General features: G+C 61.4%; 27 protein-coding genes. 16 read left to right on the top strand and 11 right to left on the bottom strand.

The window, feature by feature from the left end; all coding sequences use genetic code 11:
• Window positions 1–7 precede the first annotated feature (7 nt).
• The 3 genes from ACP7C6_RS03910 to ACP7C6_RS03900 all read left to right on the top strand — a co-directional run bounded on the left by ACP7C6_RS03910 (window position 8) and on the right by ACP7C6_RS03900 (window position 3,410).
• The gene (locus ACP7C6_RS03910) at window positions 8–1,027 is read left to right on the top strand and encodes a sensor histidine kinase (RefSeq protein WP_028617206.1); all 1,020 of its coding nucleotides are present in this window, start codon (window positions 8–10) and stop codon (window positions 1,025–1,027) included.
• Window positions 1,028–1,160: 133 nt separating this feature from the next.
• Entirely contained in the window at window positions 1,161–1,958 is a 798-nt protein-coding gene (locus tag ACP7C6_RS03905; protein WP_028617205.1) for a DNA/RNA non-specific endonuclease, read from the top strand.
• Between the two features lie 240 nt (window positions 1,959–2,198).
• Window positions 2,199–3,410 carry a YeeE/YedE family protein gene (locus ACP7C6_RS03900; RefSeq protein WP_426108287.1) on the top strand — a complete coding sequence of 404 codons (1,212 nt, stop codon included), beginning with the start codon at window positions 2,199–2,201 and terminating at the stop codon, window positions 3,408–3,410.
• Between the two features lies 1 nt (window position 3,411).
• Here the strand turns inward: ACP7C6_RS03900 and ACP7C6_RS03895 are convergent, their stop codons facing one another.
• Window positions 3,412–3,573, bottom strand: a complete 162-nt coding sequence (locus ACP7C6_RS03895; protein WP_068932091.1) for a DUF2986 domain-containing protein — start codon at window positions 3,571–3,573, stop codon at window positions 3,412–3,414.
• A 139-nt stretch (window positions 3,574–3,712) separates the two neighbouring features.
• On the opposite strand from ACP7C6_RS03895, the gene panB reads away from it, so the two are divergent.
• Complete coding sequence (gene panB / locus ACP7C6_RS03890) at window positions 3,713–4,528, top strand: 3-methyl-2-oxobutanoate hydroxymethyltransferase (RefSeq protein ID WP_028617203.1); 816 nt, start codon at window positions 3,713–3,715, stop codon at window positions 4,526–4,528.
• On the opposite strand, the gene ACP7C6_RS03885 is transcribed toward panB, so the two are convergent.
• From ACP7C6_RS03885 to ACP7C6_RS03875, 3 genes are read right to left on the bottom strand one after another with little or no spacing between them, the layout of a single operon-like run.
• A complete protein-coding gene (locus tag ACP7C6_RS03885) occupies window positions 4,516–5,910 on the bottom strand; it encodes a PLP-dependent aminotransferase family protein (RefSeq protein WP_426108286.1) in 1,395 nt (464 codons plus the stop codon). The genes panB and ACP7C6_RS03885 overlap by 13 nt on opposite strands.
• A 6-nt stretch (window positions 5,911–5,916) precedes the next feature.
• A complete protein-coding gene (locus ACP7C6_RS03880; protein ID WP_028617201.1) occupies window positions 5,917–6,435 on the bottom strand; it encodes a DUF2569 domain-containing protein in 519 nt (172 codons plus the stop codon).
• A 27-nt stretch (window positions 6,436–6,462) separates the two neighbouring features.
• The gene (locus tag ACP7C6_RS03875) at window positions 6,463–7,506 is read right to left on the bottom strand and encodes an alpha/beta hydrolase family protein (RefSeq protein WP_426108285.1); all 1,044 of its coding nucleotides are present in this window, start codon (window positions 7,504–7,506) and stop codon (window positions 6,463–6,465) included.
• 132 nt (window positions 7,507–7,638) lie between these two features.
• On the opposite strand from ACP7C6_RS03875, the gene msrA reads away from it, so the two are divergent.
• The gene (gene msrA, locus ACP7C6_RS03870; RefSeq protein WP_028617199.1) at window positions 7,639–8,145 is read left to right on the top strand and encodes a peptide-methionine (S)-S-oxide reductase MsrA; all 507 of its coding nucleotides are present in this window, start codon (window positions 7,639–7,641) and stop codon (window positions 8,143–8,145) included.
• Window positions 8,146–8,201: 56 nt separating this feature from the next.
• On the opposite strand, the gene ACP7C6_RS03865 is transcribed toward msrA, so the two are convergent.
• From ACP7C6_RS03865 to ACP7C6_RS03850, 4 genes are all read right to left on the bottom strand, one after another.
• Complete coding sequence (locus ACP7C6_RS03865; RefSeq protein WP_426108284.1) at window positions 8,202–8,648, bottom strand: hypothetical protein; 447 nt, start codon at window positions 8,646–8,648, stop codon at window positions 8,202–8,204.
• 125 nt (window positions 8,649–8,773) lie between these two features.
• Window positions 8,774–10,024, bottom strand: coding sequence for a flavin-containing monooxygenase (locus ACP7C6_RS03860; protein WP_028617197.1), 1,251 nt, complete (start codon window positions 10,022–10,024; stop codon window positions 8,774–8,776).
• 184 nt (window positions 10,025–10,208) lie between these two features.
• Complete coding sequence (locus tag ACP7C6_RS03855; RefSeq protein ID WP_236321109.1) at window positions 10,209–10,649, bottom strand: type II 3-dehydroquinate dehydratase; 441 nt, start codon at window positions 10,647–10,649, stop codon at window positions 10,209–10,211.
• 17 nt (window positions 10,650–10,666) lie between these two features.
• A complete protein-coding gene (locus ACP7C6_RS03850) occupies window positions 10,667–11,089 on the bottom strand; it encodes a RidA family protein (protein ID WP_028617195.1) in 423 nt (140 codons plus the stop codon).
• A 182-nt stretch (window positions 11,090–11,271) separates the two neighbouring features.
• Here ACP7C6_RS03850 and ACP7C6_RS03845 point away from each other — a divergent pair, with 182 nt between their 5' ends.
• The 7 genes from ACP7C6_RS03845 (at window position 11,272) to argE (ending at window position 18,495) form a co-directional block, all read left to right on the top strand.
• Window positions 11,272–12,246 (top strand): LysR family transcriptional regulator, encoded by a 975-nt coding sequence (locus tag ACP7C6_RS03845; protein ID WP_028617194.1) that lies wholly within the window; start codon window positions 11,272–11,274, stop codon window positions 12,244–12,246.
• Window positions 12,247–12,576: 330 nt separating this feature from the next.
• Entirely contained in the window at window positions 12,577–14,094 is a 1,518-nt protein-coding gene (locus tag ACP7C6_RS03840) for an amino acid ABC transporter permease/ATP-binding protein (RefSeq protein ID WP_426108283.1), read from the top strand.
• Window positions 14,095–14,119: 25 nt separating this feature from the next.
• Window positions 14,120–14,992: a phytanoyl-CoA dioxygenase family protein gene (locus ACP7C6_RS03835; RefSeq protein WP_068932083.1), complete on the top strand. Its 873-nt coding sequence runs from the start codon at window positions 14,120–14,122 to the stop codon at window positions 14,990–14,992.
• Window positions 14,993–15,034: 42 nt separating this feature from the next.
• On the top strand, window positions 15,035–15,865 hold the full coding sequence (locus tag ACP7C6_RS03830) for an ABC transporter substrate-binding protein (RefSeq protein ID WP_028617191.1): 831 nt from the start codon (window positions 15,035–15,037) through the stop codon (window positions 15,863–15,865).
• A 54-nt stretch (window positions 15,866–15,919) separates the two neighbouring features.
• A complete protein-coding gene (locus tag ACP7C6_RS03825; RefSeq protein WP_323986880.1) occupies window positions 15,920–16,651 on the top strand; it encodes a class II aldolase and adducin N-terminal domain-containing protein in 732 nt (243 codons plus the stop codon).
• Between the two features lie 9 nt (window positions 16,652–16,660).
• Window positions 16,661–17,335: a DUF1028 domain-containing protein gene (locus tag ACP7C6_RS03820; protein WP_236320886.1), complete on the top strand. Its 675-nt coding sequence runs from the start codon at window positions 16,661–16,663 to the stop codon at window positions 17,333–17,335.
• Window positions 17,332–18,495 carry an acetylornithine deacetylase gene (argE, locus tag ACP7C6_RS03815; protein ID WP_028617188.1) on the top strand — a complete coding sequence of 388 codons (1,164 nt, stop codon included), beginning with the start codon at window positions 17,332–17,334 and terminating at the stop codon, window positions 18,493–18,495. Before ACP7C6_RS03820 ends, argE begins: the two co-directional genes overlap by 4 nt.
• A gap of 105 nt (window positions 18,496–18,600) precedes the next feature.
• Here the strand turns inward: argE and ACP7C6_RS03810 are convergent, their stop codons facing one another.
• Complete coding sequence (locus ACP7C6_RS03810) at window positions 18,601–19,842, bottom strand: acyl-CoA dehydrogenase family protein (protein ID WP_305381990.1); 1,242 nt, start codon at window positions 19,840–19,842, stop codon at window positions 18,601–18,603.
• A gap of 241 nt (window positions 19,843–20,083) precedes the next feature.
• On the opposite strand from ACP7C6_RS03810, the gene ACP7C6_RS03805 reads away from it, so the two are divergent.
• A complete protein-coding gene (locus ACP7C6_RS03805) occupies window positions 20,084–21,007 on the top strand; it encodes an ABC transporter substrate-binding protein (RefSeq protein ID WP_122725889.1) in 924 nt (307 codons plus the stop codon).
• Between the two features lie 119 nt (window positions 21,008–21,126).
• Here the strand turns inward: ACP7C6_RS03805 and gudD are convergent, their stop codons facing one another.
• Both gudD and ACP7C6_RS03795 read right to left on the bottom strand, forming a co-directional pair.
• On the bottom strand, window positions 21,127–22,452 hold the full coding sequence (gene gudD, locus ACP7C6_RS03800; protein ID WP_016976454.1) for a glucarate dehydratase: 1,326 nt from the start codon (window positions 22,450–22,452) through the stop codon (window positions 21,127–21,129).
• Between the two features lie 19 nt (window positions 22,453–22,471).
• The gene (locus ACP7C6_RS03795; RefSeq protein WP_426108282.1) at window positions 22,472–23,833 is read right to left on the bottom strand and encodes an MFS transporter; all 1,362 of its coding nucleotides are present in this window, start codon (window positions 23,831–23,833) and stop codon (window positions 22,472–22,474) included.
• Between the two features lie 382 nt (window positions 23,834–24,215).
• Between ACP7C6_RS03795 and ACP7C6_RS03790 the strand changes: the two genes are divergently transcribed.
• From ACP7C6_RS03790 to ACP7C6_RS03780, 3 genes are read left to right on the top strand one after another with little or no spacing between them, the layout of a single operon-like run.
• Window positions 24,216–24,935 carry a FadR/GntR family transcriptional regulator gene (locus tag ACP7C6_RS03790; protein ID WP_028617183.1) on the top strand — a complete coding sequence of 240 codons (720 nt, stop codon included), beginning with the start codon at window positions 24,216–24,218 and terminating at the stop codon, window positions 24,933–24,935.
• Entirely contained in the window at window positions 24,932–25,627 is a 696-nt protein-coding gene (locus ACP7C6_RS03785; RefSeq protein ID WP_122687104.1) for a tRNA (adenine(22)-N(1))-methyltransferase, read from the top strand. The genes ACP7C6_RS03790 and ACP7C6_RS03785 overlap by 4 nt, the downstream gene beginning before the upstream one ends.
• 39 nt (window positions 25,628–25,666) lie before the next feature.
• Window positions 25,667–25,957: a DUF3144 domain-containing protein gene (locus ACP7C6_RS03780; protein WP_028617181.1), complete on the top strand. Its 291-nt coding sequence runs from the start codon at window positions 25,667–25,669 to the stop codon at window positions 25,955–25,957.
• Window positions 25,958–26,078 lie beyond the last annotated feature (121 nt).

Raw genomic sequence — 26,078 nt, 5'->3', positions numbered from 1 at the left:
CTGACGTATGAATAACGGCGCCGGAGAAGACGAGCGCAGGGTCGCCAATGCGGCCCACGAACTCTTCCTGCTCGGTCGCAAAACCGTTAAAGCCCGCGCCGTGTTGGCTGCGCTGCAGGACCAGTTGAGCGACGCGAACAATCGTCTGGAGGACGCTCAGCACGTCGAACAACTGATCGAAGCCAATCAGCAGTTGGTGCTGGCAATACTCCTTGCGCAATCCGATGCGACTGCGGCGCCTCAGGCCGAAGAGCAGCAGCTGTTCCAGGAACTGCGCGAAGCGAATGCGCAGTTGGTAATCGCCGCGCTCAGCGCTCAGGACCTTCAGGGCACCGCCGAACGTGCGCTGGGCCAGCAGAAAAGTATCCTGGCGATGGTGGCCCATGAACTGCGCAACCCGCTGACACCCATCAGCATGATCGCCGAGCGCATGGTCAGGTTGCCCAGCGACCAACTGCCGCGCATGCGTGAGTTGATCGAAGGCCAGGTTCAGCATATATCCCAGCTGGTCGACGACCTGCTGGATGTGTCGCGCGCCAGCACCGGCAAGCTGCGCATCCACTGCCGTGAGGTGGACATGCTGCGCATCCTCAATGCTGCTGTCGATACCTGTAGTCCAGTGATGATCGCGCGTAACCAGCAATTTGATGTGGCGCTTCCCGACGCTAGCCTGCTGATGAACGGCGACCCGGTGAGGCTTGCGCAGATACTGCACAACTTGCTGGGTAACGCAGCCAAGTACACCCAAGCGGGTGGCAAAATCTCGATGGTTGTCACCGTCGAGGCCGAGCAGCTGAGGATCAGCATTTGTGACAACGGCATCGGTGTGACCGCCAAGGCTTTGCCGTTCATTTTTGATCCTTACGTGCAAGACGCACACGCTATCGGTTTCAACAGTGCTGGCCTGGGTATTGGCTTGACCGTCGTGCGCGAACTGGTGGAAGCCCACGGCGGCACGGTGACGGGCGTGAGTGAGGGCCACGGCAAGGGCAGCGAGTTTGTGGTGATGCTGCCGCTATTGGCATAACGGGGCGAGCGCGCGGCACCAAATTGGCTTATGAGGGTCCATAAGCTCCGCCCGATCGCCTGAGGTCGTGCGTCTGTCGGCTCAGCGCCTCGGAGCCTGTCGTCCGTTTCACCCTCACCATAAGATCTAACGCATGTACCTACGCAACATTGCAGTCGGGCTGTCGGCCCTTGTTTTGCTTTGCGCCGCTGTCGACGCTCGCAGCCTGGCCAATCCCTATTCCCCCGCGCAGCAACGCAGTTCGTTTGAAGGTTGCGCGCAACTTTTCCCCGCCACCACGCCGATCAAAACCGCCACCGTCCCGGCATCGATGAAGCCTCTGGCGCTATGCTCCGACACCTTTGCGGTGCTGTACTCGCAAACCAGCAAGACGCCGCTGGTGGTGGTCGAACGTCTGAACGCCGCGCAGTTGAAAGACGCCAAAGGCGAGGAACGCACCAACCAGTTCTATCCCGACCCACGCATCCCCAAGGCGGGGCGCGCGGAGTTGAGTGACTACCGCAGCCAGCATCCGGCGGTGGACCGCGGCCACCAGGCTCCGGCCGCTGATGCGCCTGACGCCCACGCCATGGCCCAGTCGTTCGCGCTGTCGAACATGGTGCCGCAAGACCCGACCAACAACCGCAAGATCTGGAGCAAGGTCGAGGCCGACGTGCGCAAGTTCGCCAAGCGTGCTGGCGGCGATGTGTATGTGTTCACCGGCCCGTTGTTCGATGCTGGCTACGGCACCATCGGGGACAACAAGGTCTGGGTGCCGACGCGCCTGTTCAAGCTGGTGTACGACGCCTCCAGCAAACGTGCCTGGGCGTATGTGCTGCCCAATGCCGAGACGCGCATTCAAAAACCGATGGATTACGAGACGTTTGTGAAGAGCACCGGGCTCAGGTTGTTGGGGGATCTTCCGGTGTCGGGGTCGGTGGGGCGGACCTGACCAAGCCTCTTTTTCCAATGGCATATAGATTTTTTGTGGTGAGCGGGCTTGTCCCGCGCTGGGCTGCGAAGCGGCCCTAAATTCTGGCGACTCGGTTTAACTGACGATGCTCGGTGTTTTTAATGGGGCCGCTTCGCAGCCCAGCGCGGGGCAAGCCCGCTCACCACAACAAGCCCGCTCACCACAATATCTTGGGTTGGGGTTTATACTCGCGCCCATTCAAACCTACCGAGATACCCCATGAGCACCTCTGTTCCTCTCGCTCCCGCGCGCAAGCCTATTGCGCCGTTGGTGGCCTTTATCCTCCTGGTGCTGGGCGCCTTGTTCCTGCAAAACAGCGTCGGCTCGCACCAGGTGCTGTTACTGGTGGTTGGCGCGGCACTGGGCTTGACCCTCTACCACGCCGCCTTTGGGTTTACCTCGGCCTGGCGCGTGTTCATCAATGATCGCCGTGGCGCCGGTTTGCGTGCGCAGATGGTGATGCTGGCGATCGCGGTGCTGTTGTTCTTCCCGGCGTTGGGGGCGGGCAGTTTGTTCGGGCAGCCGGTGGTCGGGCTGGTGGCGCCGGCCGGGGTGTCGGTGGTGTTTGGGGCGTTCATCTTTGGCATCGGCATGCAGTTGGGCGGCGGGTGTGCGTCGGGCACGCTGTTCACTGTGGGCGGCGGCAATGCGCGCATGCTGGTGACGTTGTTCTTCTTTATCTGTGGTTCGCTGATCGCCACGCACCACGTGGACTGGTGGTTTGCGCTGCCGGCCTTCCCGGCGGTGTCCATCGTCAAGAGCTTCGGCGTGGTGCCGGCGATGGGCCTGAGCCTGGCGGTGTTCGCGATCATTGCGCGGGTGACCGTGCGCCTGGAGAAGCGCCGTCATGGTCAATTGGAGGAGGGCGTGAAAAGCGAGCACCAAGGCCTGCGCCGCTTCCTGCGCGGACCGTGGCCATTGGTGTGGGGCGCCATCGGCCTGGCTTTGCTCAACTACGCCACCCTCGCATTGGCGGGTCGACCATGGGGCATTACCTCGGCGTTTGCGCTGTGGGGCGCCAAGGTCGCCAGTGGCTTGGGTGTGGACGTAGCCAGCTGGGCGTTCTGGCAGATGCCGGGCAACGCCAAGGCCCTGGCTGCACCGGTGTGGGAAGACATCACCAGCGTGATGGATATCGGCATCATCCTCGGCGCGTTGTTGGCCGCCGGCCTGGCCGGGCGTTTCGCCCCCAGCCTGAAGATTCCGGCGCGCTCACTGGTGGCTGCGGTGATCGGCGGCCTGCTGCTCGGCTACGGTTCGCGCCTGGCGTACGGCTGTAACATCGGCGCGTACTTCAGCGGCATCGCCTCAGGCAGCCTGCATGGCTGGGTATGGCTGGTGGCGGCGTTCATTGGCAACAGCGTGGGTGTGCGCCTGCGACCGTTTTTCTTTGCGGGTGAGCGGCCGCAGGTGGCATTGAGCGGTTGCTGAATCAGCTTTCCGGGGCACTGTCTGGCGCCTGAGCCGCTTCAGCCGCCAGCTTTTCGCGGTCCGCCTTGCTGATGTATTTATCCTTTTTCTTCGGCGCCAATTTCGCGTTGGCCTTCCTGGCTTTTTCCTTGAAGAGCTGCTGGAGTTTTTTCTGGCGGTTCATGTCGTTCTACCCGGGTTATTCAGGCTCGGGATGATACCAGCTTCGCTCACTGGGTCGCTTTTTAGCGCCGATCTGTGCATTGAATCGCCTGTCCTTTCGCCAATAATCGGGTGCTCCACCGCACAACGGAAGTCACCAGATGAGCCTCCACACCCGCACTAAACGCCTGACCGTCCCACAATTGGTTGCCATGAAAGGGCAGCAGAAAATCGTCTCTCTGACGGCTTACTCCAGTGCCATCGCCAAGCTGATCGATCCGTTGGTCGATTTCATCCTGATCGGCGATTCCACGGCCATGGTCGGTTATGGCCGGCCTTCGACCTTGAGCATGCAGCTTGAAGAAATCATCGGCCACACCCGCGCCGTGGTCGACAGCACACGTCTGGCGTGTGTCATTGCCGACATGCCGTTTGGCAGTTATCAGGAATCCAACGAGCAGGCCTTTCGCAATTGCGCCCAGGTGCTGGCGCGCACGGGCTGCGATGCCGTGAAGCTGGAGGCCAACCAGGCCTTGGCCGGCACTGTCGAATTCCTGGTGGCGCGGGGTATTCCGGTGATGGCCCATATAGGACTGATGCCGCAATTCGTCAACGTGATGGGCGGCTTCAAGGCCCAGGGCCTCACCGCTGAAGCCGGCGCGCGGATTGCCGAGGACGCACGGGCCAATCTGCAGGCGGGGGCGTTCAGCCTGTTGCTCGAAGGCGTGGCTGAAGGCGTGGCCCGTCAGATCACTCTCGATTCGAAAATGCCGACCATCGGCATCGGCGCATCACCGGCCTGCGACGGCCAAGTGCTGGTCACTGAAGATGTGCTGGGCCTGGGCGGTGAACACCTGCCGCGCTTCGTCAAACAGTACGCGGATGTGGGGGCAGTGATCCGCGACGCCTGCGAGCGGTTTGCCGAAGACGTTCGCCACGGCCGCTTCCCAGAGGCACGGCACTGCTACGGGCTCTGACGAACCGCGCGCGACAACTGCTCCACGGCCTGGGCGATATCCTTGCTCCAATCGAGGGTGAAGCTCAGGCGCAGGTGCTGTTTCCAGCTGCCTTGCTGGCTGAACAGTTCACCGGGGGCTATGACGATGCGCTCGGCCAGCAAGCGTTCGAGCACCTGGCGCATGTCGACCGGGTGCGTCGCCGCAAGCCAGAAGCACGCGCCGCCTTGCGCAGTCATGACCTCAAAGGCGTCCTGGGCGTATTCGTCCAGCAGGTTTTTCATGCGGATCATGCACTCGTGCAGCAAGGCCCGCAGCTTGTGCAGGTGCGCGTCGATGCGTTTGGAGGTGTAGAGCTTGGCGATCGCTTTTTGACGGATCGGTGAGAGGCGAAACGCCCGCTCCAGGAACAAACGCTGCAACTGCGGCCCACATCCACGGCACAGCACATAACCATAGGGGGCTTCCGAGCCGATCACCTTGTCGAAGGTCGAGAGCACCAGCAGCTTCTGTGGGTCGGCAAAGTCGCGATAGCGCGCCGGTTGGGGCGCGAAATACAAGTCGCCGTACGTATCGTTTTCGAACAACCAGATAGCCCGCTCCGCCAGCCACCGGCAGACCTGCTGCTTATCCTCGGCGGGCATGCGGCTGCCGTGGGGAATGTTCACAGTGGATGACAGCACTGCCAGGCGGACGGGCGTATGTTCGAGCAGTTCATTCAAGGCCAGCAGGTCGAAACGACCGTCGTCGTCCAGGTTCAGTTCGATCACCCGGATGTTCGCCGCCTGCAACTGGCGCAGGATCGCCCACGAACACGGCGACTCTACCAGCGCCACGCTGCCTGCCAGGTCCAGGGCGTTGAGCGCCAGCTCCAACACACTGTGCAGGTCCGCACCGATATACACCTGATCGGCCTGCCAGTAGTTGCCCGTGGAACAGGTGTAGCGTTCAGCCAATGCCGCGCGCAACTCGGGCTCGCCGAAGGGCAGGTACTGCGGTGTCAGGGCGCGCGGGTAGTGGCGGGCCAGTTCGCGCTCGATCATCAGCAGCGGGTTTTCCAGCGATAGCAGGATGGCCGGGACGTCGGCGCTCAGGGCCAGCATGCCCGGTTGGCGGGAGTTGGCGAAGACCTGGTCGAGCAGGTTGGATGAGCGTTCAGTCGATAAAGGCGCGGGTATCAACCGCGTGAAATAACCGAGCTTGGGCCGGGCGTAGATCCGTCCCTCATCCTCCAGCAACGAATAGGCGTATTTGGTGGTCGACACCGACACGCCGAGGCGCTGCGCCAATTGGCGCAGGGACGGTAGTTTTTGCTCGCTTTGCACGGGGCCGGCCTCGATCAACTCGACGAGGTAGCGGTACACCGCTTGATAGGCGAAGGCGGTGTCCTTGGGGTTAGCCATGCGTACTCAAGAGCCGACGGCCGTGTGCGCGTCAGCGCTCTGCGGCTTATGCATGACAAACGTTGCCTTTACCCGTCTGGAGACCAGCATGTAAGGCACCCATATGAACAAGGCGATCAATGTCCGTGCCAGCTCTTTTGTCGTGTTGGCGTCGAAGATGGGTTCATCTACGAACACTAATGAGCACACCCAGGCATCGAGCGGAATGAACACCGCCGAAGCAATCACCGTCGCGATATAGACCTTGGGAAATAGATAGTGCTCGGTGATGAAGAGGTAAATGAGGTACGCGTAGGTAGCGACAAACAACACATTAATCAGCGCTTCCGACACCAGAATCGGCGCCCACAACGGGTTGTACAACTCAGTCCCAGGCGTCGACAGCAGGGTAAAGGAGCCATCCGCAAAAATAGGGTAATGCACCGCAAGCAGGCTATAGGCCGTGCGGGAAATCGAGATGACCAGGCCTATTACAATGAGCACGAGCCAGCCTCGTAACCCTCTCAACTCTTGGCTTTCTTGCATGTTGCGCTCCATGGGTGATTCAGTTGATCAATGGCTGAACGATTGCTGCAAAAACGCAGTCATCAGTCCTACCACCTGTTGTTGGATCTCTGCCCTTGGCCGAGCCCCTTCTCCATCCCGGCAAATCATGCCATCGCCCGGCGAACTTTCTTCAATCAGCTCCATGCCGCCCGGCTTGCAGATCGACATGAACGTGAAGTGAGTGGCGTCGCCGATCTCCACGTACTGGGTCGAGGCTTTGGGCAGGCGCTTGACCAGCGCGGCGGACTCCAGGTTAGGGTCCATATCTTCCGTGGGCACGCCACCCGCGATCACCAGCGCCGGTACGGAAAGTGTGGCCAGACTGGCGTCGGTGAAGCCGGGCGCGAGGCCCAGGTCCAGGGACACAATGGCGGTGACGCGTTTGTCGCTCAAGTCAGCGGCCAACTGGACTTTGCCTTCGGGTGTGCCGGCGGGGTTCATCTCGTGGTAACCCATGCAGCCGCCGAGCTTCGGGTGTGCGTCGCAGGCTTGGGTGAACAGATCGGGATCGAAACGCGCGCCGGCAATCTCAAGCACGGTCCAACCGCCGAGGGAGTGGCCGACGGCGGCAATCCGGTTTTTCGCCACCGCGCCAAATTGCTTGGGCTGGGCCAGGACCGCATCAATGGCACGGCTCAGGTCGGCCGGGCGTTTCCATAGTTGAGCGGCGGCCTGCGGGCTGCGATCTTTGGTGGTGGTGCCAGGGTGGTTGACTGCCGCTACGATGTATCCTTTGTGCGCCAAGGCACTGGCCAACCACACCTGTTTGCCCCAATTACCGCCGTAGCCGTGGGAGAGCACGACCAAAGGATGCTCACCGGCAGCCGGTGGTGCATCTGTCACAGCGAGGGCGCCGATGAACACCCCGTTGTCGGCGATCAGCTGGGGTTTTGCGGTGGTTGCAGCAGCGGGATACCAGACCACCATTTCCAGCGGGCGGCTGGTCTGCGCGTCGGGCAGGGTGGTGGTCTTGAAGCCGACAGGGCTTTCGGCCGCGAGGGCGGGCGTGGTCAGGCAAAACACAAGCAGGGCGCGCAAGGCGGTTTTCATTGTTGTTATCTTCCTTGATTTTGGTCGCGCATCATTACCTGAAACCGATCGTCTGGGTACCCCCCTTTACCCTTGGTATTTGCCAACCCAACCCCATAACTTGCCTGTATCCATTGCGCGGAAGAACCGACCATGACCAACCCAACCGAAACCGCCATCCTCGCCGGCGGCTGCTTCTGGGGCATGCAAGACCTGTTGCGTCGCTACCCCGGCGTGCTGCACACCCGCGTCGGCTACACCGGCGGCGATGTGCCGAATGCCACCTACCGCAACCATGGCAACCATGCGGAGGCGATCGAGATCGTGTTTGACCCGGCGGTAATCAGTTATCGGCAGATTCTGGAGTTCTTCTTCCAGATCCATGACCCGAGCACACCGAACCGACAGGGCAATGATCTTGGGCCGAGTTATCGCTCGGCGATCTATTACCTGAGTGAGCAGCAGCGTGACATTGCCGAAGACACGGCTGCGGATGTGGATGCATCGAAGTTATGGCCAGGGCGGGTGGTGACGGAGATTGAGCCGGCGGGGCCGTTTTGGGAGGCAGAGCCGGAGCATCAGGATTACCTGGAGCGGATTCCCAACGGGTATACCTGCCACTTTATTCGGCCGAACTGGAAGTTGCCGAAGCGGGGTTAAGGCGACGCATCGGCAGAAAATTAAAAGGGGGGCGAATCAATCCGCCCCCTTCACCGTTAGCCAGCACAACTCTGCTTGTCGATTTCGAATCGCCCAACCTCTTTTACGTTTTTACTGCCAAAAATGTAAATGAAGGTGCCGCCCAGTGTGAGAATTGACGAGTCTTTTGGCATCTGCGCGGCGCAAATAGCCTGGGTGATGTCTGAGAATGTCGCGTCCAAGTCAAAGCTATCAGGCTGGGTATCGTAATTGACCAGCGTGTAATAGAACCTTATCGCGTGGCTGTTAGCCGCTTCCGCCCGGTCGAACCTTATGTCCTCGTTGACCATTCGATTACGAGCCGTCGTTCGCGCGGTCAGTATGATCAGGTCGCTGAGGTAGCTGGGTTTGCTGGGCTCGGGTGTCTCTTCGAAGGCCTGTTTTATCAGCACGCCGGCCAAACCTGCAAACAGCAATCCCCACGCGGAATACCAAAACACTTTCCTGGTTTTTTCTGTTGCCACGTCATCGTTTCCTTGTGTCCCAGGGCAGCACTATCGGCTGTTCCCTGGCTAAATCCATGGGGTAATAGAGCCCATGTTGACACAACACCGATGAATCGAGAAAACACCAAACCATCGTCAGGGCGTCAGGATTTGCCGTACGCCATGTACTCATTCTGCAACACGATGTGGTCCGCTACATACTTCGCGTCGTGCCACACCCCGTAGATAAACGATGACGCGCGGTTGACCAGATTCGGCAGGCCTAAAAAGTAAATCCCGCTTTGCGCCGAGATCCCGCGCTTGTGGAACGGCTCGCCTTTCTCATCGAATGCATCGACCTTCAACCAGCTGAAATCGAACGTGAAGCCAGTGGCCCAGAGGATTGTGGTCACGCCCGCTTCTGCCAGGTCCAGGCTCAACACTGGGTTCACCAAACACTCAGGATCTGGCAACAACTCCCAGGCCTGCGGTTCCGGGGGAAACGGCAACCCGTTCGCCTCGATATAGGCATCTGCATCGCGCAGCACATCAAAGTAGGCGCGATCCCCCTGAGCCACGTTCTCGGCCAAGCCGGGTTGGAAGGTCATGACGCCGTCTTTCCAATCCTCGGTGACGCCCACCAGATGAATCCCTTGGTGCGCCAGGCGGCGGAAATCGACCGTCTTGCCGCCTTCGTAACCGCTGACCGCAAAGGCGACGTGCTTCTTCTTCGGCTGGATTTTGACTTCATCCCACAGGCCCAATGCACCCAGCCACCAGCAGTAGTCACGACCGCGATAGGCGCGGGGAGGGCGGTAGTGTTCGCCCACCGAGAGGTACACGGTCTTGCCGGCCTTTTGCAGTTCTTCGGCGATTTGCGAGCCGGAGGCGCCAGCGCCGACGACCAGCACGGCGCCCTCGGGGAGTTGGCCGGGGTTCTTGTAGGTGCAAGAGTGCAGTTGATGCAACGGCGCGGTGCTCGGGACGATGTTCGGGATGGAAGGGCGCTGGAACGGGCCGGTGGCGGCGACCACATTGGCGGCTTCGATCACGCCGGTCGATGTGGTCACCTTGAAGCCGGGTCGTCCCACATGACGCTCTACCTGCTGCACCTCGACGCCGGTGCGCACGGGGGCCTGCAATTTGTCCACGTAGGCTTCGAAGTAGTCGGCCATACGCTCTTTGGGGGGGAAGGCTTCCGGCGAAATGCCTTCGAATGTGAGGCCGGGAAACCGGTCATGCCAGGCCGGCCCGTTAGCGACCAGGGAGTCCCAGCGCTCCGAGCGCCAGCGTTCGGCGATGCGGTGGCGTTCCAGCACGATATGCGGCACGCCCATCAGCGACAGGTGTTCGCTCATGGCGACGCCGGCCTGGCCTGCGCCGACGACCAGGGTGTTGATGGTTTCTACTGACATGGTCGGTTCCCGAGGATAGGTTAACTATTTGTGGTGAGCGGGCTTGCCCCGCGCTGGGGCGCGTAGCGGCCCTGATCAAGTCATGGCGTTCTTTCAGGCAAACCTCGCTGTCAGGTGTGGGGCCGCTTCGCACCCCAGCGCGGGGCAAGCCCGCTCACCACAACAGCTCGGCTGTCTCTGAAGCTTATGGTTCTAAAAGCTCCGCCACGGCCGTGAGTGCCAGTTGGTAACCCAGCGCCCCCAACCCGGCGATCACACCGGTGGCGGCCTTGGACACGTAGGAGTGGTGCCGGAAGCGTTCGCGCTTCCAGATATTGCTCATGTGCGCTTCGATGATCGGACCGTCGAAGGCCAGCAGCGCATCAAGGATCGGCACCGAGCTGTAGCTGAGCCCGGCGGCGTTGATCACGATGGCGTCGGCGTTCAGTCGTGCCTCTTGAATCCAGTCCACCAGCACGCCTTCATGGTTGCTTTGGCGAAAATCCAAGGTCAGGCCAAGGGTCGCGGCGAGGTCTTGGCAGCGGGCCTGGATGCTGGCGAAGCTTTCGCTGCCGTAGGTGCCGGCTTTGTCCAGGCCGTAGAGATTGGCGTTGGGCCCGTTGAGGAAAAACACAGGGTGGGTCATGGCGTACTCCAGGTTATTCAGGGCTGCCAGTCATCCGGCACAACCGCAATCACGTCGATTTCCATCAACCACTCCGGCTGGCCCAAGCCCGAGATCACCAGCCCGGTCGAGATCGGGAATACGCCTTTGAGCCACTTGCCGACTTCCTGGTACACCGGCTCGCGGTAGCGCGGGTCGATCAGGTAGGTGGTGGTCTTCACGATGTGCGACAGATCAGAACCCGCCTCTTCCAGCAGTTGCTTGACGTTCTTCATCGCCTGTTCGGCCTGGGCGCGTGGATCGCCGAGACCAACCAAGTTGCCGTCGAAATCAGTGCCGATCTGGCCGCGCACATAAATGGTGTTGCCGGCGCGCACGGCTTGGCACAGGTCGTTGTCCAGCGTCTGGTTGGGGTAGGTCTGTTGGGTGTTGAACATGCGGATGCGGGTGTGGGTCGGCATAACGGCAACTCATGGGAAGCGGGATGCCGCCAGCTTCACACTGGCCCGGTTACGACGAAACCAGCATTTGTGCGGGGTAGTGCTTAGGAAAAACCGAAGCCCGTGCAACTCATCGCCTGGCGCCTGACCCGGCACGAACCCTGCAACGCTTCCGGTACAGTCATTGTTGAGGGGCAGGCGTGATGCTCAGTCGTATTACTCAGCGTCAACTGGAGTATTTCGTTGCGTCGGGAGAGGCAGGCAGCATCAGTGCTGCCGCTGAACGCATCCACGTGTCGTCGCCGTCGATCTCGGCGGCGATCACCCATATGGAGGCCGAGCTGGGCATCCAGCTGTTTATCCGCCACCACGCCCAGGGCATTTCCCTCACGGCGGTGGGGCGCCTGGTGATGCAGGAAGCCAAGCTGATCCTGGAGCAGATGACCAACCTTTACACCATCGCGTCGGAGTCCTTGAACACCGTGCGCGGGCCGTTGCGGGTCGGCTGCCTGGCGTCGCTGGCGCCGATGATCACGCCGGAATTGGTGTTTGGTTTCGGCCGTGCGTTTCCTGGCGTGCGGCTGACGCAAGCCGAAGGCAACCACGAAGAGTTGCTGGAAAAACTGCGCAGTGGCGAGCTGGATATCGCCCTGACCTACGACCTGGTGACCAGCCCGGACATCGACTTCCAGCCCCTGGCACAGCTGCCGCCCTATGTGATGGTCGGCGAGTATCACCCGCTGGCGAACTCTCCGGCTGTGAGCATGCAAGACCTTGAGGCTTACCCGGTGGTGCTGCTCGACACACCGTGGAGCCGCGACTATTTCCTCAGCCTGTTTATCCAGGCCGGCACCACGCCGAACATCATCATGCGCTCCACCAACCTCGAAACGGTGCGTGCCATGGTCGGCAATGGGATCGGCTATTCCTTCGCGAATGCGCGGCCGAAATCGAACCTGTCTCAGGACGGCAAGCGCGTGATCCGCCTGCGCCTGGCGGGCGCCCACCGGCCGATGCGCCTGGGCTACGCCACGGCCAGCAACACTCAGCTGTCGCGCGTGGTGTCGGCGTTTGCCGAGCGCTGCCGCATGTTTGTGTCCGACCAGTACATCCCCGGCATGGCGCCGCCGAGCTTTTTTGATCCGCATGCAGTGCGGGTCTTGAGTGGGGTGAGCTGAGCTTGCACCAAATACAGGCGCCGGCTGCATTGTGGTGAGCGGGCTTGCCCCGCGCTGGAGCGCGGAGCGGCCCTAAAATCTGCTGGCGAGTGATGACTTATAAAAAGGTGGGCTGGATTGGGGCCGCTTCGCGCCCCAGCGCGGGGCAAGCCCGCTCACCACAGCATGCCCAGTCACCACAGCATGCCCAGTCACCACAGAAAACAAGCGCCCTGGCACTGCATAGGTTCTCCCTACTCAAAGGGCCGGCTTTTACGAATTGACCCCAAGTGCCTCCCGCCACGACTCTGAACCCATCGATGTAGATCAACTTCTCAGGGCACAGCGACGATGACATTCGACTGGAATTACATGTTTGGTTTGCTGGGCGATGCCGAGTTCTGGCGCGCGACGTGGACGGTGATCAAGCTCAGTACCCTGACCTGGGTCTTGAGCATCGGCCTGGGCTTTCTGCTGGCGCTGGCCAAGCAATCCAGGCACGGCCTGCTCAGCGTGCCGGCGCGCGGCTATATCTGGCTGTTCCGCAGCCTGCCGCTGCTGGTGCTGCTGATCTTTATCTACAACCTGCCGCAAGCGTTGCCCGGCACCTCGGCGATCCTGGCCGACCCGTTCTGGTCCGGCCTGCTGGCGCTGGTGATCTGCGAGACCGCCTACGTGGCCGAGATCCATCGCGGTGGCCTGCTCTCGATCCCCAAAGGGCAGGGCGAAGCGGCGCGGGCGTTGGGCCTGAAGTTCTTCGGCACGCAATGGCGCGTAGTGATTCCCCAGGCATTGCGGGTGGCGTTGCCGTCGCTGGCCAACGAGTACATCTCTATCGTCAAGCTCACCTCGTTGGTGTCGGTGATCTCGCTGACCGAGATCCTGATGGTCGGCCAGCGTCTGTATTCGCAGAACTTCCTGGTGATCGAGACCATGGCGGCGGTGGCGTTTTTCTACGTGTTTATCGTCACGGTGTTCGACTTCCTGCTTAAACGCCTGGAGCGCTTTCTCGACGTCAACCAGCGCAACGTCTCCCGCGTTCCTGATGCGGCGGTGCTGGCCCTGGCCACCCAACAGCGCACCGCCTTGGCGCGCCCGGCCAGCAACGGCGAACCCGCGTTGCAAGCCGCACGGCTGCACAAGGCTTACAACGATATCGAGGTGCTGGGCTCGGTCAACCTGCAGATCCAGCCCGGTGAAGTGGTGTCGGTGATCGGCCCGTCGGGCTCTGGCAAAACTACGCTGATCCGCCTGCTCAACGGCCTTGAACAACTGGATAACGGCGAGATCAGGATCAATGGCCTGCCCTTTATTCACCTGAACAAAGTCGGCGCGCAGAAACCCCAGTACATCGAGCACGCCGAACATCGCCTGAACATCGGCATGGTGTTCCAGAGCTTCAACCTGTTCCCGCATTTGAGCGTGCTCGACAATCTGCTGATGGCGCCGAAATACCATCGGCTGGGCGCGACGTCCGAGCTCAAGCAGCAGGCCTACGCACTGCTGCACAAGGTCGGCATGCTCGACCATGCCTGGAAATACCCGCACCAGCTGTCCGGCGGCCAACAACAACGCGTGGCCATCGCCCGCGCCTTGATGATGCGCCCGCAGATCATGCTGTTTGACGAGCCCACCTCGGCCCTCGACCCGGAGAAAGTCAACGAAGTGCTGCAAGTCATCGAAGCCCTGGCCGAGGAGGGCATCACCATGGTGATTGTCACCCACGAGATGAACTTCGCCTTCAAGGTCTCCGACCGCATCGTGTTCATGGAGAAGGGCCGCGTGGTCTGCGACGACACGCCGGGCGCCTTGCGCAGCGGCCACAACCCACGCGTAGAGGCGTTCCTCAAGGACGTCTCGCTGGCGTGACCTTTCAACGTTCAGGAAAAACACAATGATCGAGCAAGCGCAAATCGAACAATTCCAGCGTGACGGTTTCTTGGTGGTCGAAGGCGTGCTGTCGCCGGAGGAAGTGGCCGCGTTGCAGCACGATTTCGACCAGTGGGTCGAAGAAAGCCGCAGCCACGCGCAGGGCTGGGGCGCCACCGTCGATGGCCGCGAGCGTTTTGATCTGGAGGGCGATCACCGCGCCGATCACCCGTCGCTGCGCCGGGTCAGTTCGCCCACCGAGATTTCAGCGGCCTATGAGCGTGTGGCGTTGCACTCACGCATGGCGGCGATTTCCGCGCAGTTGATCGGCGCCCACGGCACGCGCTTTCACCACAGCAAGATCAACTCGAAACTGCCCCATACGGCGACCCAGGTGAAGTGGCACCAGGACTTCCTGTTCACGCCCCACAGCAACGACGATATCGTCACCGCCTTGCTGATGGTCAGCGAAGTGACCCCGGAAAACGGCCCGCTGAACGTGATCCCCGGCAGCCACAAAGGCCCGCTGTGGTCACACTGGCAGCACCAGCGTTTTACCGGTTCGGTGGACGACGCTGTCGTCGAAGAACACTGCCAGCAAGCGGTGGCCTGCTACGGTCCCGCGGGCTCCGTGTGCTTCATGCACACCCGCCTTTTGCATGCTTCCAGCCCTAACGAGACCGAACTGCCGCGCACCCTCTTCATCAGCGTGTACGCCGCTGAAGACGCGCTGCCATTCGGCGAAAACCCTCTGCCCAGCGCACATGCCGGCCTGCTGGTGGCCGGTGAAGAAAGTGGCTTGGTGCGTTCCACGGACAACCACATGCGCTTGCCGCAAAAGCCCCGTGGCGCTTCGTTCTTCGTGCAACAGGCCGGACAAGACTCAGCCACTGCCTAGCCACATTCCTTGCTACTTACTAAAACCTTGCAGGTAATCACCATGACAGCGTTTCGTAAAAGTGTTCGTCCCCTTGCCGTGTGCCTGCTGGGCGCTGCGGTTGCGATGACTTCGTTGGCGGCTTCGGCGTTCCAGCAGGACGGCAAGATCATCGCCGGTTCCGACGTAACGTTCTTCCCGTATGAGTACATGGATAACAACAAGCCCGCAGGCTTTGACATCGAGTTCATGGACGGCCTGGGCAAGGTCATGGGCCGCAAGGTCGAGACCCTCGACACGCGCTTCCCCAACCTGATCACCGGCTTGCAAGCCGGGCGTTTCGATGTGACCAATTCGTCGATGTACATCACGGCGGAGCGGGTCAAGGTCATCGACATGATCCCTTACCTCAAGAGCGGCGAGTCGATCCTCACCCTCAAGGACAGCAGCTTCCAGCCCAAGACCCCGGAAGAGTTCTGCGGCCACAAGATCGGCTCGATGGGCGCCACGTCGTGGTTGGCACAGATGAACAAGCTGTCGGCCGAGTACTGCGTGGCCAAGGGCCTGAAGCCGATCCAGATCAGCGAATACAGCACCGACCCGCAAACCACCCAGGCCCTGCTGGCCCACGCGGTTGAAGCTCAGATCACCGACGCTGCCGTGGCCCGTGGCGTGATCGACAAGCTCGGCAGCCGCGTGGTGATCTCGTCCGACACCCTGATCTACCCGGTGCTCAATGGCTTCGGCGTGAAGAAGGGCAATGACACGGTGAAGAAGGCCTTGCTCGACGGCCTGGAAAAATACCGCGCTACGCCTGAGTACGCCGCGTTGCTCAAGAAGTACAACTTCGAAGCGCCGACCGATGCCGACATCGCGGCACTGATGCCGAAGTAAACCTATCAGCGCGTGCCGCATTCGCGTGCGGCCGCGCCCTGCGGAGACCGATTCATGGCGTTATCCCACGAAGACCAGACGCGCATCGACCTGGCGGCGACCTTTCGCATCATCGCGTACCTGGGCATGCATGAAGCGGTGGCCAACCACTTCAGCGCCGCCGTATCGGCCGATGGCAAACAGTTTTTGCTCAACCCGAAGTGGAAGCACTTCTCCCGTATCCGCGCCAGTGACCTGTTGCTGCTGAACGCCGACGATTCATCCTGTGCCGATCACCCGAATGTGGACGCCACCGCCTGGTCAATCCACGGGCAAATTCATCGGCTGCTGCCGCAAACCCGCGCGGTGCTGCATTTGCACCCGGTCTACACCACCGCTGTGGCATGCCTGGCCAAGCCGCATGTCCCGCCGATCGACCAGAACACCGCGCGCTATTTCAACCGCGTGGCGGTGGACGAGCTGTACGGCGGCATGGCCGACACCGAGGCAGAAGGCGCGCGCCTGGCCGGGCTGCTGGATGGCAAGAGTCGGCTGCTGATGGGCAACCACGGCGTGATGGTCACGGCGGGTTCCATCGGTGAAGCGTTTGACGATATCTGGACCCTGGAGCGCGCCTGCCAGATCCTCGTCACCGCCTGGTCCACCGGGCAGCCGTTGCGGGTGTTGTCCGATGAAGTGGCGGAAAAAACCGCGCGCGGCTGGGAAGGTATTGCCGATTTCTCGCGCCAGCACTTTGAAGAAATGAAGCAGTTGATGATCGACGCTGACCCTTCCGTGCTCGACTGAGGAAACCCCATGACTTTTTCCATTGTCGCCCGCTGCGCCGAGACGGGCCAGTTGGGTATCGCCATCAGCTCATCAAGCATTGCGGTGGGCGCGCGTTGCCCGTGGCTACGGCCCGGCGTGGGCGCGGTGGCGTCGCAGAACATCACCTTGCCCAGCCTAGGCCCCCAGGTGCTGGACCTGTTGGAACAGGGCTTGGCGCCCAGTGAGGCGCTGGCCACCTTGGCTGGGCAGGATCACAGTGAATATCGCCAGGTGACGGTGATTGATAACGCAGGCCGCACGGCGCATTTCAGCGGCGCGCAGACCCTGGGCATCCACCATGCGGTGAGTGGCGAGCAGTGTGTGGCGGCGGGGAATATGCTCGCCCAACCTGCTGTGATCGACGCCATGGTGGCGGCTTTCGAACAGGCCTCCGGACATCTGGCCGACCGCCTGCTGGCGGCGATGCACGCCGGTGTGGCAGGCGGTGGTGAAGCGGGGCCGGTGCATTCGGCGGCACTGGTGGTGGTGGATGACCTCTTGTGGCCCATCGTCAACCTGCGCGTGGACTGGGCGGATGAAGACCCCATCGGCGCCCTCGACCAGCTCTGGCAGGCTTATCGCGGGCAGTTGCAGGCCTACATCGACCGCGCCATCAACCCACAGGTCGCACCCGGCTACGCCGTACCGGGAGACGACCGATGAACAGCCGCGACCTGCTGGCGCAACTGGTGCGTTTTGACACCACCAGCCGCGAATCCAACCTGGCCTTGATCGACTTTGTGCGCACGTATTTGCAGGACCAGGGCGTAGCCTGCGAGCTGGTGTACAACGAACACAAGAGCAAGGCCAATCTGCTCGCCACTATCGGCCCGGCAGAAGTGCCCGGCATTGTGTTGTCCGGGCATACCGACGTGGTGCCGGTGGATGGGCAGCGCTGGAGCGTGGCGCCGTTTGACCTCACCGAGAAAGACGGCAAGTTGTACGGTCGTGGCACGGCAGACATGAAGGGGTATATCGCCTGTGTGCTGGCGTGTGTGCCGGCCCTGGCGAAGGCTTCGCTGCGTATGCCGGTGCACATTGCGCTGTCGTATGACGAAGAAGTCGGTTGCCTGGGTGTGCGTTCGCTGATCGAGCGATTCCATGGGCAACCGGTCAAACCGCTGCTGTGCGTGATCGGCGAACCCACCGAACTCAAGCCGGTACTCGGCCATAAGGGCAAACTGGCGATGCGTTGCCACGTGCACGGTGCGGCGTGCCATTCGGCCTATGCGCCGACGGGCGTGAATGCCATTGAATACGCCGCGCGCTTGATCAGCGAACTGGTGCGGCTCGGCGAAGCGCTCAAGGCGCCGCAGCATCTGGATCAGCGTTTCGATCCGGCATTTTCCACGGTGCAGACCGGCCTTATCAACGGCGGCAAGGCCCTGAATATCGTCCCGCAGGATTGCAGTTTCGACTTCGAAGTGCGCTCCTTGCCGACTCAGGATCCCTGGCAGGTCGCCCGGCAATTACAGGTATACGCCGAGCAGACCCTGCTGCCGGCGATGCGGGCGGTGAGTGGGCAATCGGCGATCAGTCTCAGCGAGTTGTCCAGCTATCCGGGGTTGGCCACGTCGCTGGAAAGTCAGGCCGCCGAGTGGGTGGCGCAGTTCTGCGGCTCAAGGGAATTCGGCACCGTGGCTTTTGGCACTGAAGGTGGGCTGTTCGACCAAGCCGGCATTCCCACGGTGGTGTGCGGGCCGGGCAGCATGGAGCAGGGGCACAAGCCGGACGAGTTCATCAGCGTGGCGCAGTTGCAGGCCTGTGATCGGATGCTGGCGCGGGTGCTGGGGTTTGTGAGCCGCCCTGCAAAAACGCGTTAGCCGTTTTGGGGCTGCTTCGCAGCCCAGCGCGGGGCAAGCCCGCTCACCACAGCAAGCCCGCTCAACATACAGAGGCCCGCTCAGCATAGGGCCAATTTATGGCCGTTATACCTTCGCCACGCCTACTCGCCACTGCGCAGGCGGCAAAATCCCATTCACCAGGTAATTCCCCACAATCCGCGATTTGTACACGCGCGGGTTGTGGTTCGCCAGGGTTCGCGCGTTTCGCCACAGCCGGTCCAGCGCCTTGTTACTGGCGGTGGCACTGGCGCCCAGTGCATCGAACAGCGCCGTGGTGGCCGCCAGTGTCGCATCCACCACCGGGTTCACTGCCAGGCACACTTCCAATTCAGCCAGCGCAACCTGCGGATCGTCATCGTGCAACGGCTGGTCATGGGCGATGACATACCGTGCGGTGTGCTCCAGCCGTTGCGCCGCTTGCTGGGCGATGGCTTGCGCGGCGTAGGCTTGGCTGGCGACTTCACCGATCACCTGCAGCAGTTGTACGTCCTGGCCAGCGGTGTCGGCATTGCCGGTGGTGAAGGTGCGCGCGCGTTGGCTGAGTTCCTCGGCACCGCTGAGGGCGGCGCGGCGGGCGATGCCGGCGAGGGTGCTGAGGTGGTAGAGCTGGAAGAACGACTGGCCGTGGCCAAAGCGCTGTTGGGTGGGGCGTACATCGTCATCCACCACAGGCGCGTTATCGAAGATGCAGGTGCCGCTGGCGGTGAGGCGTTGGCCGAAGCCATTCCAGTCATCGACGATCTGCACGCCGGGGGCCTTGAGGTCGACGACTACGCTATAGATCGTGCCGTCTTCGCCCGTCGCGATGGTGTTGATCAAGTCGCTGTAGAGCGCGCCGGTGGTGTAGAACTTTCTGCCGCTGATGCGCAAGGCGCCGGCTTCGTCACGGTGCAGGCGGGTTTCGAAATCGCCACGGGCCTGGTTGCCGACTTCAGTGCTGCCGGGAGAGAGCAGGGCACCCTGGCCGAGCCGGTCCAGCCACTTGGCGCGCCAATCCAAGTCCTTGGCGCTGAGCACGTCTTCGCAAAAACCGAAGTGCCCGCGCAGGGCCTGGGTGATGTTGGAGTCGGCGGCGGACAGTTCTGTGAGCAGCGCCAGCAACTCGACCAACGTTGCATCCTGGCCGCCATAACTCGCCGGCAGGCGCCAGCGCGGCAGGCCCAAGGCGTTCAGTTGCTGGATCACGGTGGCGAGGCTGCCGCGTGTCTGATCCGCCACCGCCGCCTGCGCGAGAATCTGCGCAAAGAGCGGGCGAAACGGTGCGGCCAGTTGTTCGTAACGGGCAGTGGGCGGTGCGCCCCAGATGTTCAAAGCGGGAATCGACATGCAATGGACCTTGCAGAAAATGGTTCAGGTGCTGGGGTCCAGTGGTCTGGTGAGCTCACCCTAACTCAGGCGCGGCGAAGTTTTTAATACGAAAAGCAGCTAGCGACCTGTACGACGGTTCTATCGATAGTGCCCAACAGTATTAAACCCCGCGCTTTTATTGCGTTAGCTTCTACGACCAACGACCAGACTGCACGCCCACGGATGGTTGAACCAACCCTCCAACCCTGTGGGATTTTCCATGATCAACCGTCGAACACTGCTGTCTTTGCTGGGCTTGGCCTCTCTTGCTTTGTATGGGCCATCGGCCGGCGCCGCCGAACCGCTGACCCTTACCGTGGGTGACCAGTTCTTCTCCAACCGCATCGTGCTGGAGCTGTCGGGCGAGCTGAAAGACTTGCCTTATAAAATCGACTTCAAGCGCTTCAACACCGGCTCGCCGGTGGCCTCGGCCGTGGCCAGCGGCGCGCTGGACGTAGGTATCGTCGGCGACACCCCGGTGATCAGCCTGGCCGCCAATGGCGCACCGGTCAAAGTCGTCGCCAGCACCCAGACCAGCCTCGACGGCGTGGGCATCGTCGCGCGCAAGGGCATTCAGTCGGTGGCCGACCTCAAGGGCAAGACCGTCGCCATCTGGAACGGCTCATGGAGCCAGCAACTGGCCTATAAAGCGCTGGATGAAGCCGGGGTGCCGCGCAGCAGCGTTCACTTCAAATACCTACTGCCGGCCGAGGCCAGCCTGGCGCTGACCCAGGGCGACATCGACGCCTTCGGCACCTGGGAACCCTACGTGTCGCTGCAGGAAAAAGAAGGCAGCACGCTGATCCGCAACGCCAAGGGCCTGATGAGCGCGCCCACCTACATCGTCGCCTACGAGCCGGCGCTGGCGCAGAAAAGCGCGATCATCAAGGACTTCATCGCCCGCCTGACCCGCGCCCGGGTGTGGAGCAACACGCACGTGGATGAGTACGCCGAAGCCTGGTCGAAGGCCAACCAGTCGGCGCCGGAAATCGCCAAAGTGTGGTTCAAGCGCGATGCGATCAAGGTGCTGCCGATCTCGCCGACGATTATCAGCGAGGCCCAGGCCACGGCGGATTTTCTGGTGGATGCGCAGATGTTGAAGCAGCGGTATGACGTGGCGCCGTTGTTTGATCGGGTGCTTTAAATCCTTGATTGTAGGAGCGAGCTTGCTCGCGAAGAGTGCCAACGATAACGCGGGCATTCAGGAGGACTGCGGCGGTCTCGAGTATTTGGCGAGCAAACCCGCCCCTACAAACATCTGAATCAGCGCACCAGGCACGGCTGCTTGTTGTTGAAGCGCCACCCCGGAATCAAAAACTGCATCGCCACGCTGTCATCCCGCGCGCCGAGGCCCATGCCTTTGTAAACCTCATGGGCCTTGGCTACCGCGTCCATGTCGATCTCCACCCCCAGGCCAGGCTTGCTCGGCACTTTTACATAACCCCCTTCGATTTTCAGCGGCGCCTTGGTCAGGTGCTGGCCGTCCTGCCAGATCCAGTGGGTGTCGATGGCGGTGATGTCGCCCGGTGCTGCTGCGGCGACCTGGGTGAACATCGCCAGGGAAATGTCGAAGTGGTTGTTGGAGTGCGAGCCCCAGGTCAGGCCCCATTCATGGCACATCTGCGCAACGCGTACCGAGCCCTGCATCGTCCAGAAGTGTGGGTCGGCGAGGGGGATGTCCACCGATTGCAGTTGGATCGCGTGGCCCATTTCGCGCCAGTCGGTGGCGATCATGTTGGTGGCGGTTTTCAGGCCGGTGGCACGGCGGAATTCAGCCATGACTTCGCGGCCCGAGTAGCCGTTTTCGGCACCGCAGGGGTCTTCGGCGTAGGCCAGTACGTGGTGCTGGTCGCGGCACAGGCGGATGGCTTCTTTCAATGACCAGGCGCCGTTCGGGTCGAGGGTGATACGCGCATCCGGGAAGCGTTCGGCCAGGGCGGTGACGGCTTCGATTTCTTCGTCGCCGCTCAGCACGCCGCCTTTGAGCTTGAAGTCATTGAAACCATATTTGGCTTTGGCGGCTTCGGCCAGGCGCACCACGGCGTCGGCCGTCAGCGCGGTTTCGTGGCGCAGGCGGAACCACTCATCGTCACTGTCGGCTTCGTTGCGGTAGGCCAGGTCGGTGGCACTGCGGTCGCCGACATAAAACAGATAGCCGAGCATTTTTACCGCGTCGCGTTGCTGGCCTTCACCGAGCAGGGCGGCCACCGGGACTTCGAGAAACTGACCCAGCAGGTCGAGCAGCGCGGCTTCCATGGCGGTGACGGCATGGATGGTGATGCGCAGGTCAAAGGTCTGCAAACCACGACCCGCCGCGTCGCGGGAAGCAAAAGTGCTGCGCATCTGGTTGAGGATGCGCTGGTACTGGCCGATGGGTTGGCCGATCACCAGGCTGCGGGCGTCTTCCAGGGTTTCGCGGATGCGTTCGCCGCCGGGCACTTCACCCACGCCGGTATTACCGGAGCTGTCCTTGAGGATAACGATATTGCGTGTGAAGTACGGGCCGTGGGCGCCGCTGAGGTTGAGCAGCATGCTGTCGTGGCCGGCGACGGGGATAACCTGGAAGTGAGTAACGACGGGCGTAGTCATGGCAAGTTCCTGAATGGTCTTAAAGAGGTTTGCTGAGGGCGGCGCGGGTGGGCACGGCGCTCGGTGACGTCAGCGCGGCAGAGGGCGCGGTCTTGGCGAAAAACACCAGGATCGCTGCGAGCACCGACGTGCCGGCCAGACCATAGAGCCCGCCCTGGATCGAACCGGTGGTCTGTTCCAGGAAGCCGAACGTGGTGGGCGCAACGAAGCCGCCCAGGTTGCCGATAGAGTTGATCAACGCGATCACGGCGGCGGCGATACGCACATCCAGGTAGCCCTGGGGAATCGGCCAGAACAGCGACGATGCCGACTTGAAACCGATAGCCGCAAAGCAGATCGCCACAAAGGCAAAGACCGGCCCGCCCGTGGTGGACATGAACATGCCCGCTGCCGCAATCAACAGCGCTGCCGCCACCCAGGCCTGCTGGAACTTGAACTTGCCCGACAACGAGGCGAAGGCGTACATGGCGATGATCGAGATCAGCCAGGGGATCGAGTTGAAGAACCCGACCTGCACATCACTGAGGTCACCCATTTTCTTGATGATGCTCGGCAGCCAGAAGGTGGCGGCGTAGATCGTCAGTTGGATGCAGAAATACAGCGCGCAGAACAGCAGGATCTGGCGGTCCTTGAGCAGCTTGCCGAGGGTCGGCTTGACGCTGGTGAGGGCCTCACGGTCGCGCTGTTCCTGATCGATGGCATTGACCAGTGCATCCTGTTCTTCGCGGGTCATCCATTTGGCGTCGTGGGGTTTGGAGTCCAGCCAGAACCACACAAAGAAGCCAATCACCACCGAAGCCAAGCCTTCAATGGCGAACATCCATTGCCAGCCGTGGAAGCCAAAGCCTTCGATTTGCAACAGCACGCCCGAGAGCGGGCCGGAAATCAGCGAGGCAACTGCCGAGCCACTGAGGAAAATCGCGATGGCCTTACCGCGTTCCACACCCGGCAACCAACGCGTGAAGTAGTAGATCACCCCAGGGAAGAAACCGGCCTCGGCCACACCCAGCAGGAAGCGCAGGATGTAAAAGTGGGTTTCGTTCTGGATGAACGCCATCAGCGTGGCGACGATGCCCCAGGTGAACATGATGCGAGTCAGCCAGATACGCGCACCGACCTTTTGCAGCAACATGTTGGAGGGCACTTCGAAGAGGGCATAGCCGATGAAGAACAGTCCGGCGCCGAAGCCATAGGCGGCGGCGCCGATGCCCAGGTCGTGCTCCATGTGCGTGCGCACAAAGCCGATGTTGACCCGGTCGATGTAGTTGAGGATGAACATGATCACGAACAGTGGCAGCACATGGCGCTTCACTTTGCTCACGGCGCGCGCGAGGACGGGATCACTTTCGGGTGCGGCAGATACATGGATTGAATTGGTCACAATTCAAAACTCCCCCTGATTATTTTTATGCGGGTTTGCGTGTCTTGTTGATAGACATCATACAAGTTGTTTTTTTCAGGTCGCAATGGGGTGGGTGATTTTTTTGTGTTTATAAACAGGTTTTTTGAGCATCCATTAGGTTTTAATGGGTTTTCGGGGCTGGGTGTTTGCGGAGGACGGTAACTGGATTAATGTTGGTTGTCATACAAGTTGAGATCTTCTGCCTCACACGACATTCTGTGTAGGAGCGAGCTTGCTCGCGAAAAACGTCAAAGATAACGCGGGCACCCTGGATGAACGCGGCGTGCTCAGGTTTTTCGCGAGCAAGCTCGCTCCTACAGGGTGTTAAGCTCGCACCCGCTAACTCTGTGGATTCGTCACTATGCCCATTGAACATGGACCCGCTGTCCGTAAACGCTCCACCAACCTGGCCCAGGGCGTGGTCGACGCGCTGACCCAGCGCATCCTGCTCGGCCAGTTGAAACCCGGCGAAAAGCTGCCCTCTGAATCCACCATCGTGGCTGAGCATGGCGTGAGCCGAACCGTGGTGCGCGAAGCGATTTCCAAGTTGCAGGCGTCCGGTTTGGTGGAGACACGTCACGGCATCGGCACCTTTGTGCTGGAACAGCACGCCCAGCAGGGCCTGCGCCTGCATGTGGACACGGTGGCCAGCGTGCGCAACATGCTCGAACTGCGCCTGGGCCTGGAAGTGCAAGCCGTCGCACTGGCCGCCGTGCGCCGCACCGACCAACAACTGGCCCACATGCGCCAGGCACTCGACGACTATCAGGCGTCCCTGGCCAACAACGACAGTTGCGTGGAGGAAGACAAACGCTTTCACCAACTGATCGCTGAAGCCACCGGCAATACCTTCTTCACTGAAATCATGCTGCACCTGGGCAATGCGATGATCCCGCGCACCCAGGTGAAAGGCGATGAGCGTGGCGGCGCCGACTTTGCCCAACTGGGCCAGTTGGCGAACCTGGAACATGAGGCGATCTTCAACGCGATCAAACGCCAGGACCCGGACGCCGCCCGCGCCGCCATGGTGTTGCATCTGACCAACAGCCGGGACCGTTTTTCGGGGGAGCAGGGGCGTTGAACGAACACACCTTATCCCTGCGACTGGAGCGCGTCGCCGCCAACGTACCGAAGGGCGCGCGCCTGGCCGATATCGGCTCCGATCACGGTTATTTGCCGGTAGCATTGATGCGGCGTGGCCTGATCACGATGGCAGTGGCGGGGGAGGTCGCGACCACACCCTTTCATGCGGCGCAACGTACCGTGCGCGACAACGGCCTGGAGCAACAGATCACCGTGCGTCTGGCTGATGGTTTGGCGGCCATGAAGCCCGATGACGGCATCACCGCGATCAGCGTCTGCGGCATGGGCGGCGAGACTATCCGTGACATTCTCGAAAGCGGTAAGCGGCACCTGAGCGGCCAAGAGCGATTGATCCTGCAACCCAACGGCGGTGAGCAACCGTTGCGCCAATGGCTGATGGATAACGGCTACTCGATCCTTCGAGAAGAGTTGCTGCGCGAAAACCGCTTTTACTACGAGATCATTGTCGCAGAGCGCGCCGGGCCAGTGGCTTACACCGCTGAGCAGTTGTACTTCGGGCCGCTGCAACTGCAGGCGCGCAGCCCGGTGTTCATCGCCAAATGGCAACGTATGCTGCGCCAAAAACACAAGACCCTGGCCAGCTTCGAGCACGCTCGGCAAGCGGTGCCGGAAGAGAAGCGACAAGAGATCGTGCAGCAGGCCAAATGGATTACCGCGCTACTGGCCTGATACCCCTTCATTCAAACCTGATGACCTAGGACACCCACCATGGCCGACGCCACCGACCCCACCTTCTACGACCGCGCCGACGCGCACATCGAATTGTCGAACGAGCAACTCCAGGCTCACGAAAACCTCGGCCAGGTCAGCGCCTCGATGATGTTCGGCACCACGCGTTTCAATGCCTGGGCCAGCGCGCGCAACTTCAAGTCCGGCGCGGAAATGGCCGAGGCGCGGGAGGCGATGTTGAAGTACTTCTGCGACCAGTACCGGATGATGCTTGAGGATAATCTGGACGATCACATCAATAATTTTGACCGGTACATGTCGACCCGATAGGTCACTGTTACAGGTCTGCACAGGCCTTGAGTGCTTTTGCCCCATTTTCGCGCACGCTATGTTCTCGACTGCTCCCCGCGCCGCCTATCTCGGGCGCGCTGACAGCGGCCCGTATCTTGCT

It is taken from the genome of Pseudomonas sp. TWR1-1-4, assembly GCF_049897165.1.
GTDB classification, from domain to species: Bacteria; Pseudomonadota; Gammaproteobacteria; order Pseudomonadales; family Pseudomonadaceae; genus Aquipseudomonas; species Aquipseudomonas canadensis.
This window is presented reverse-complemented; position numbering and strand designations above follow the sequence as displayed.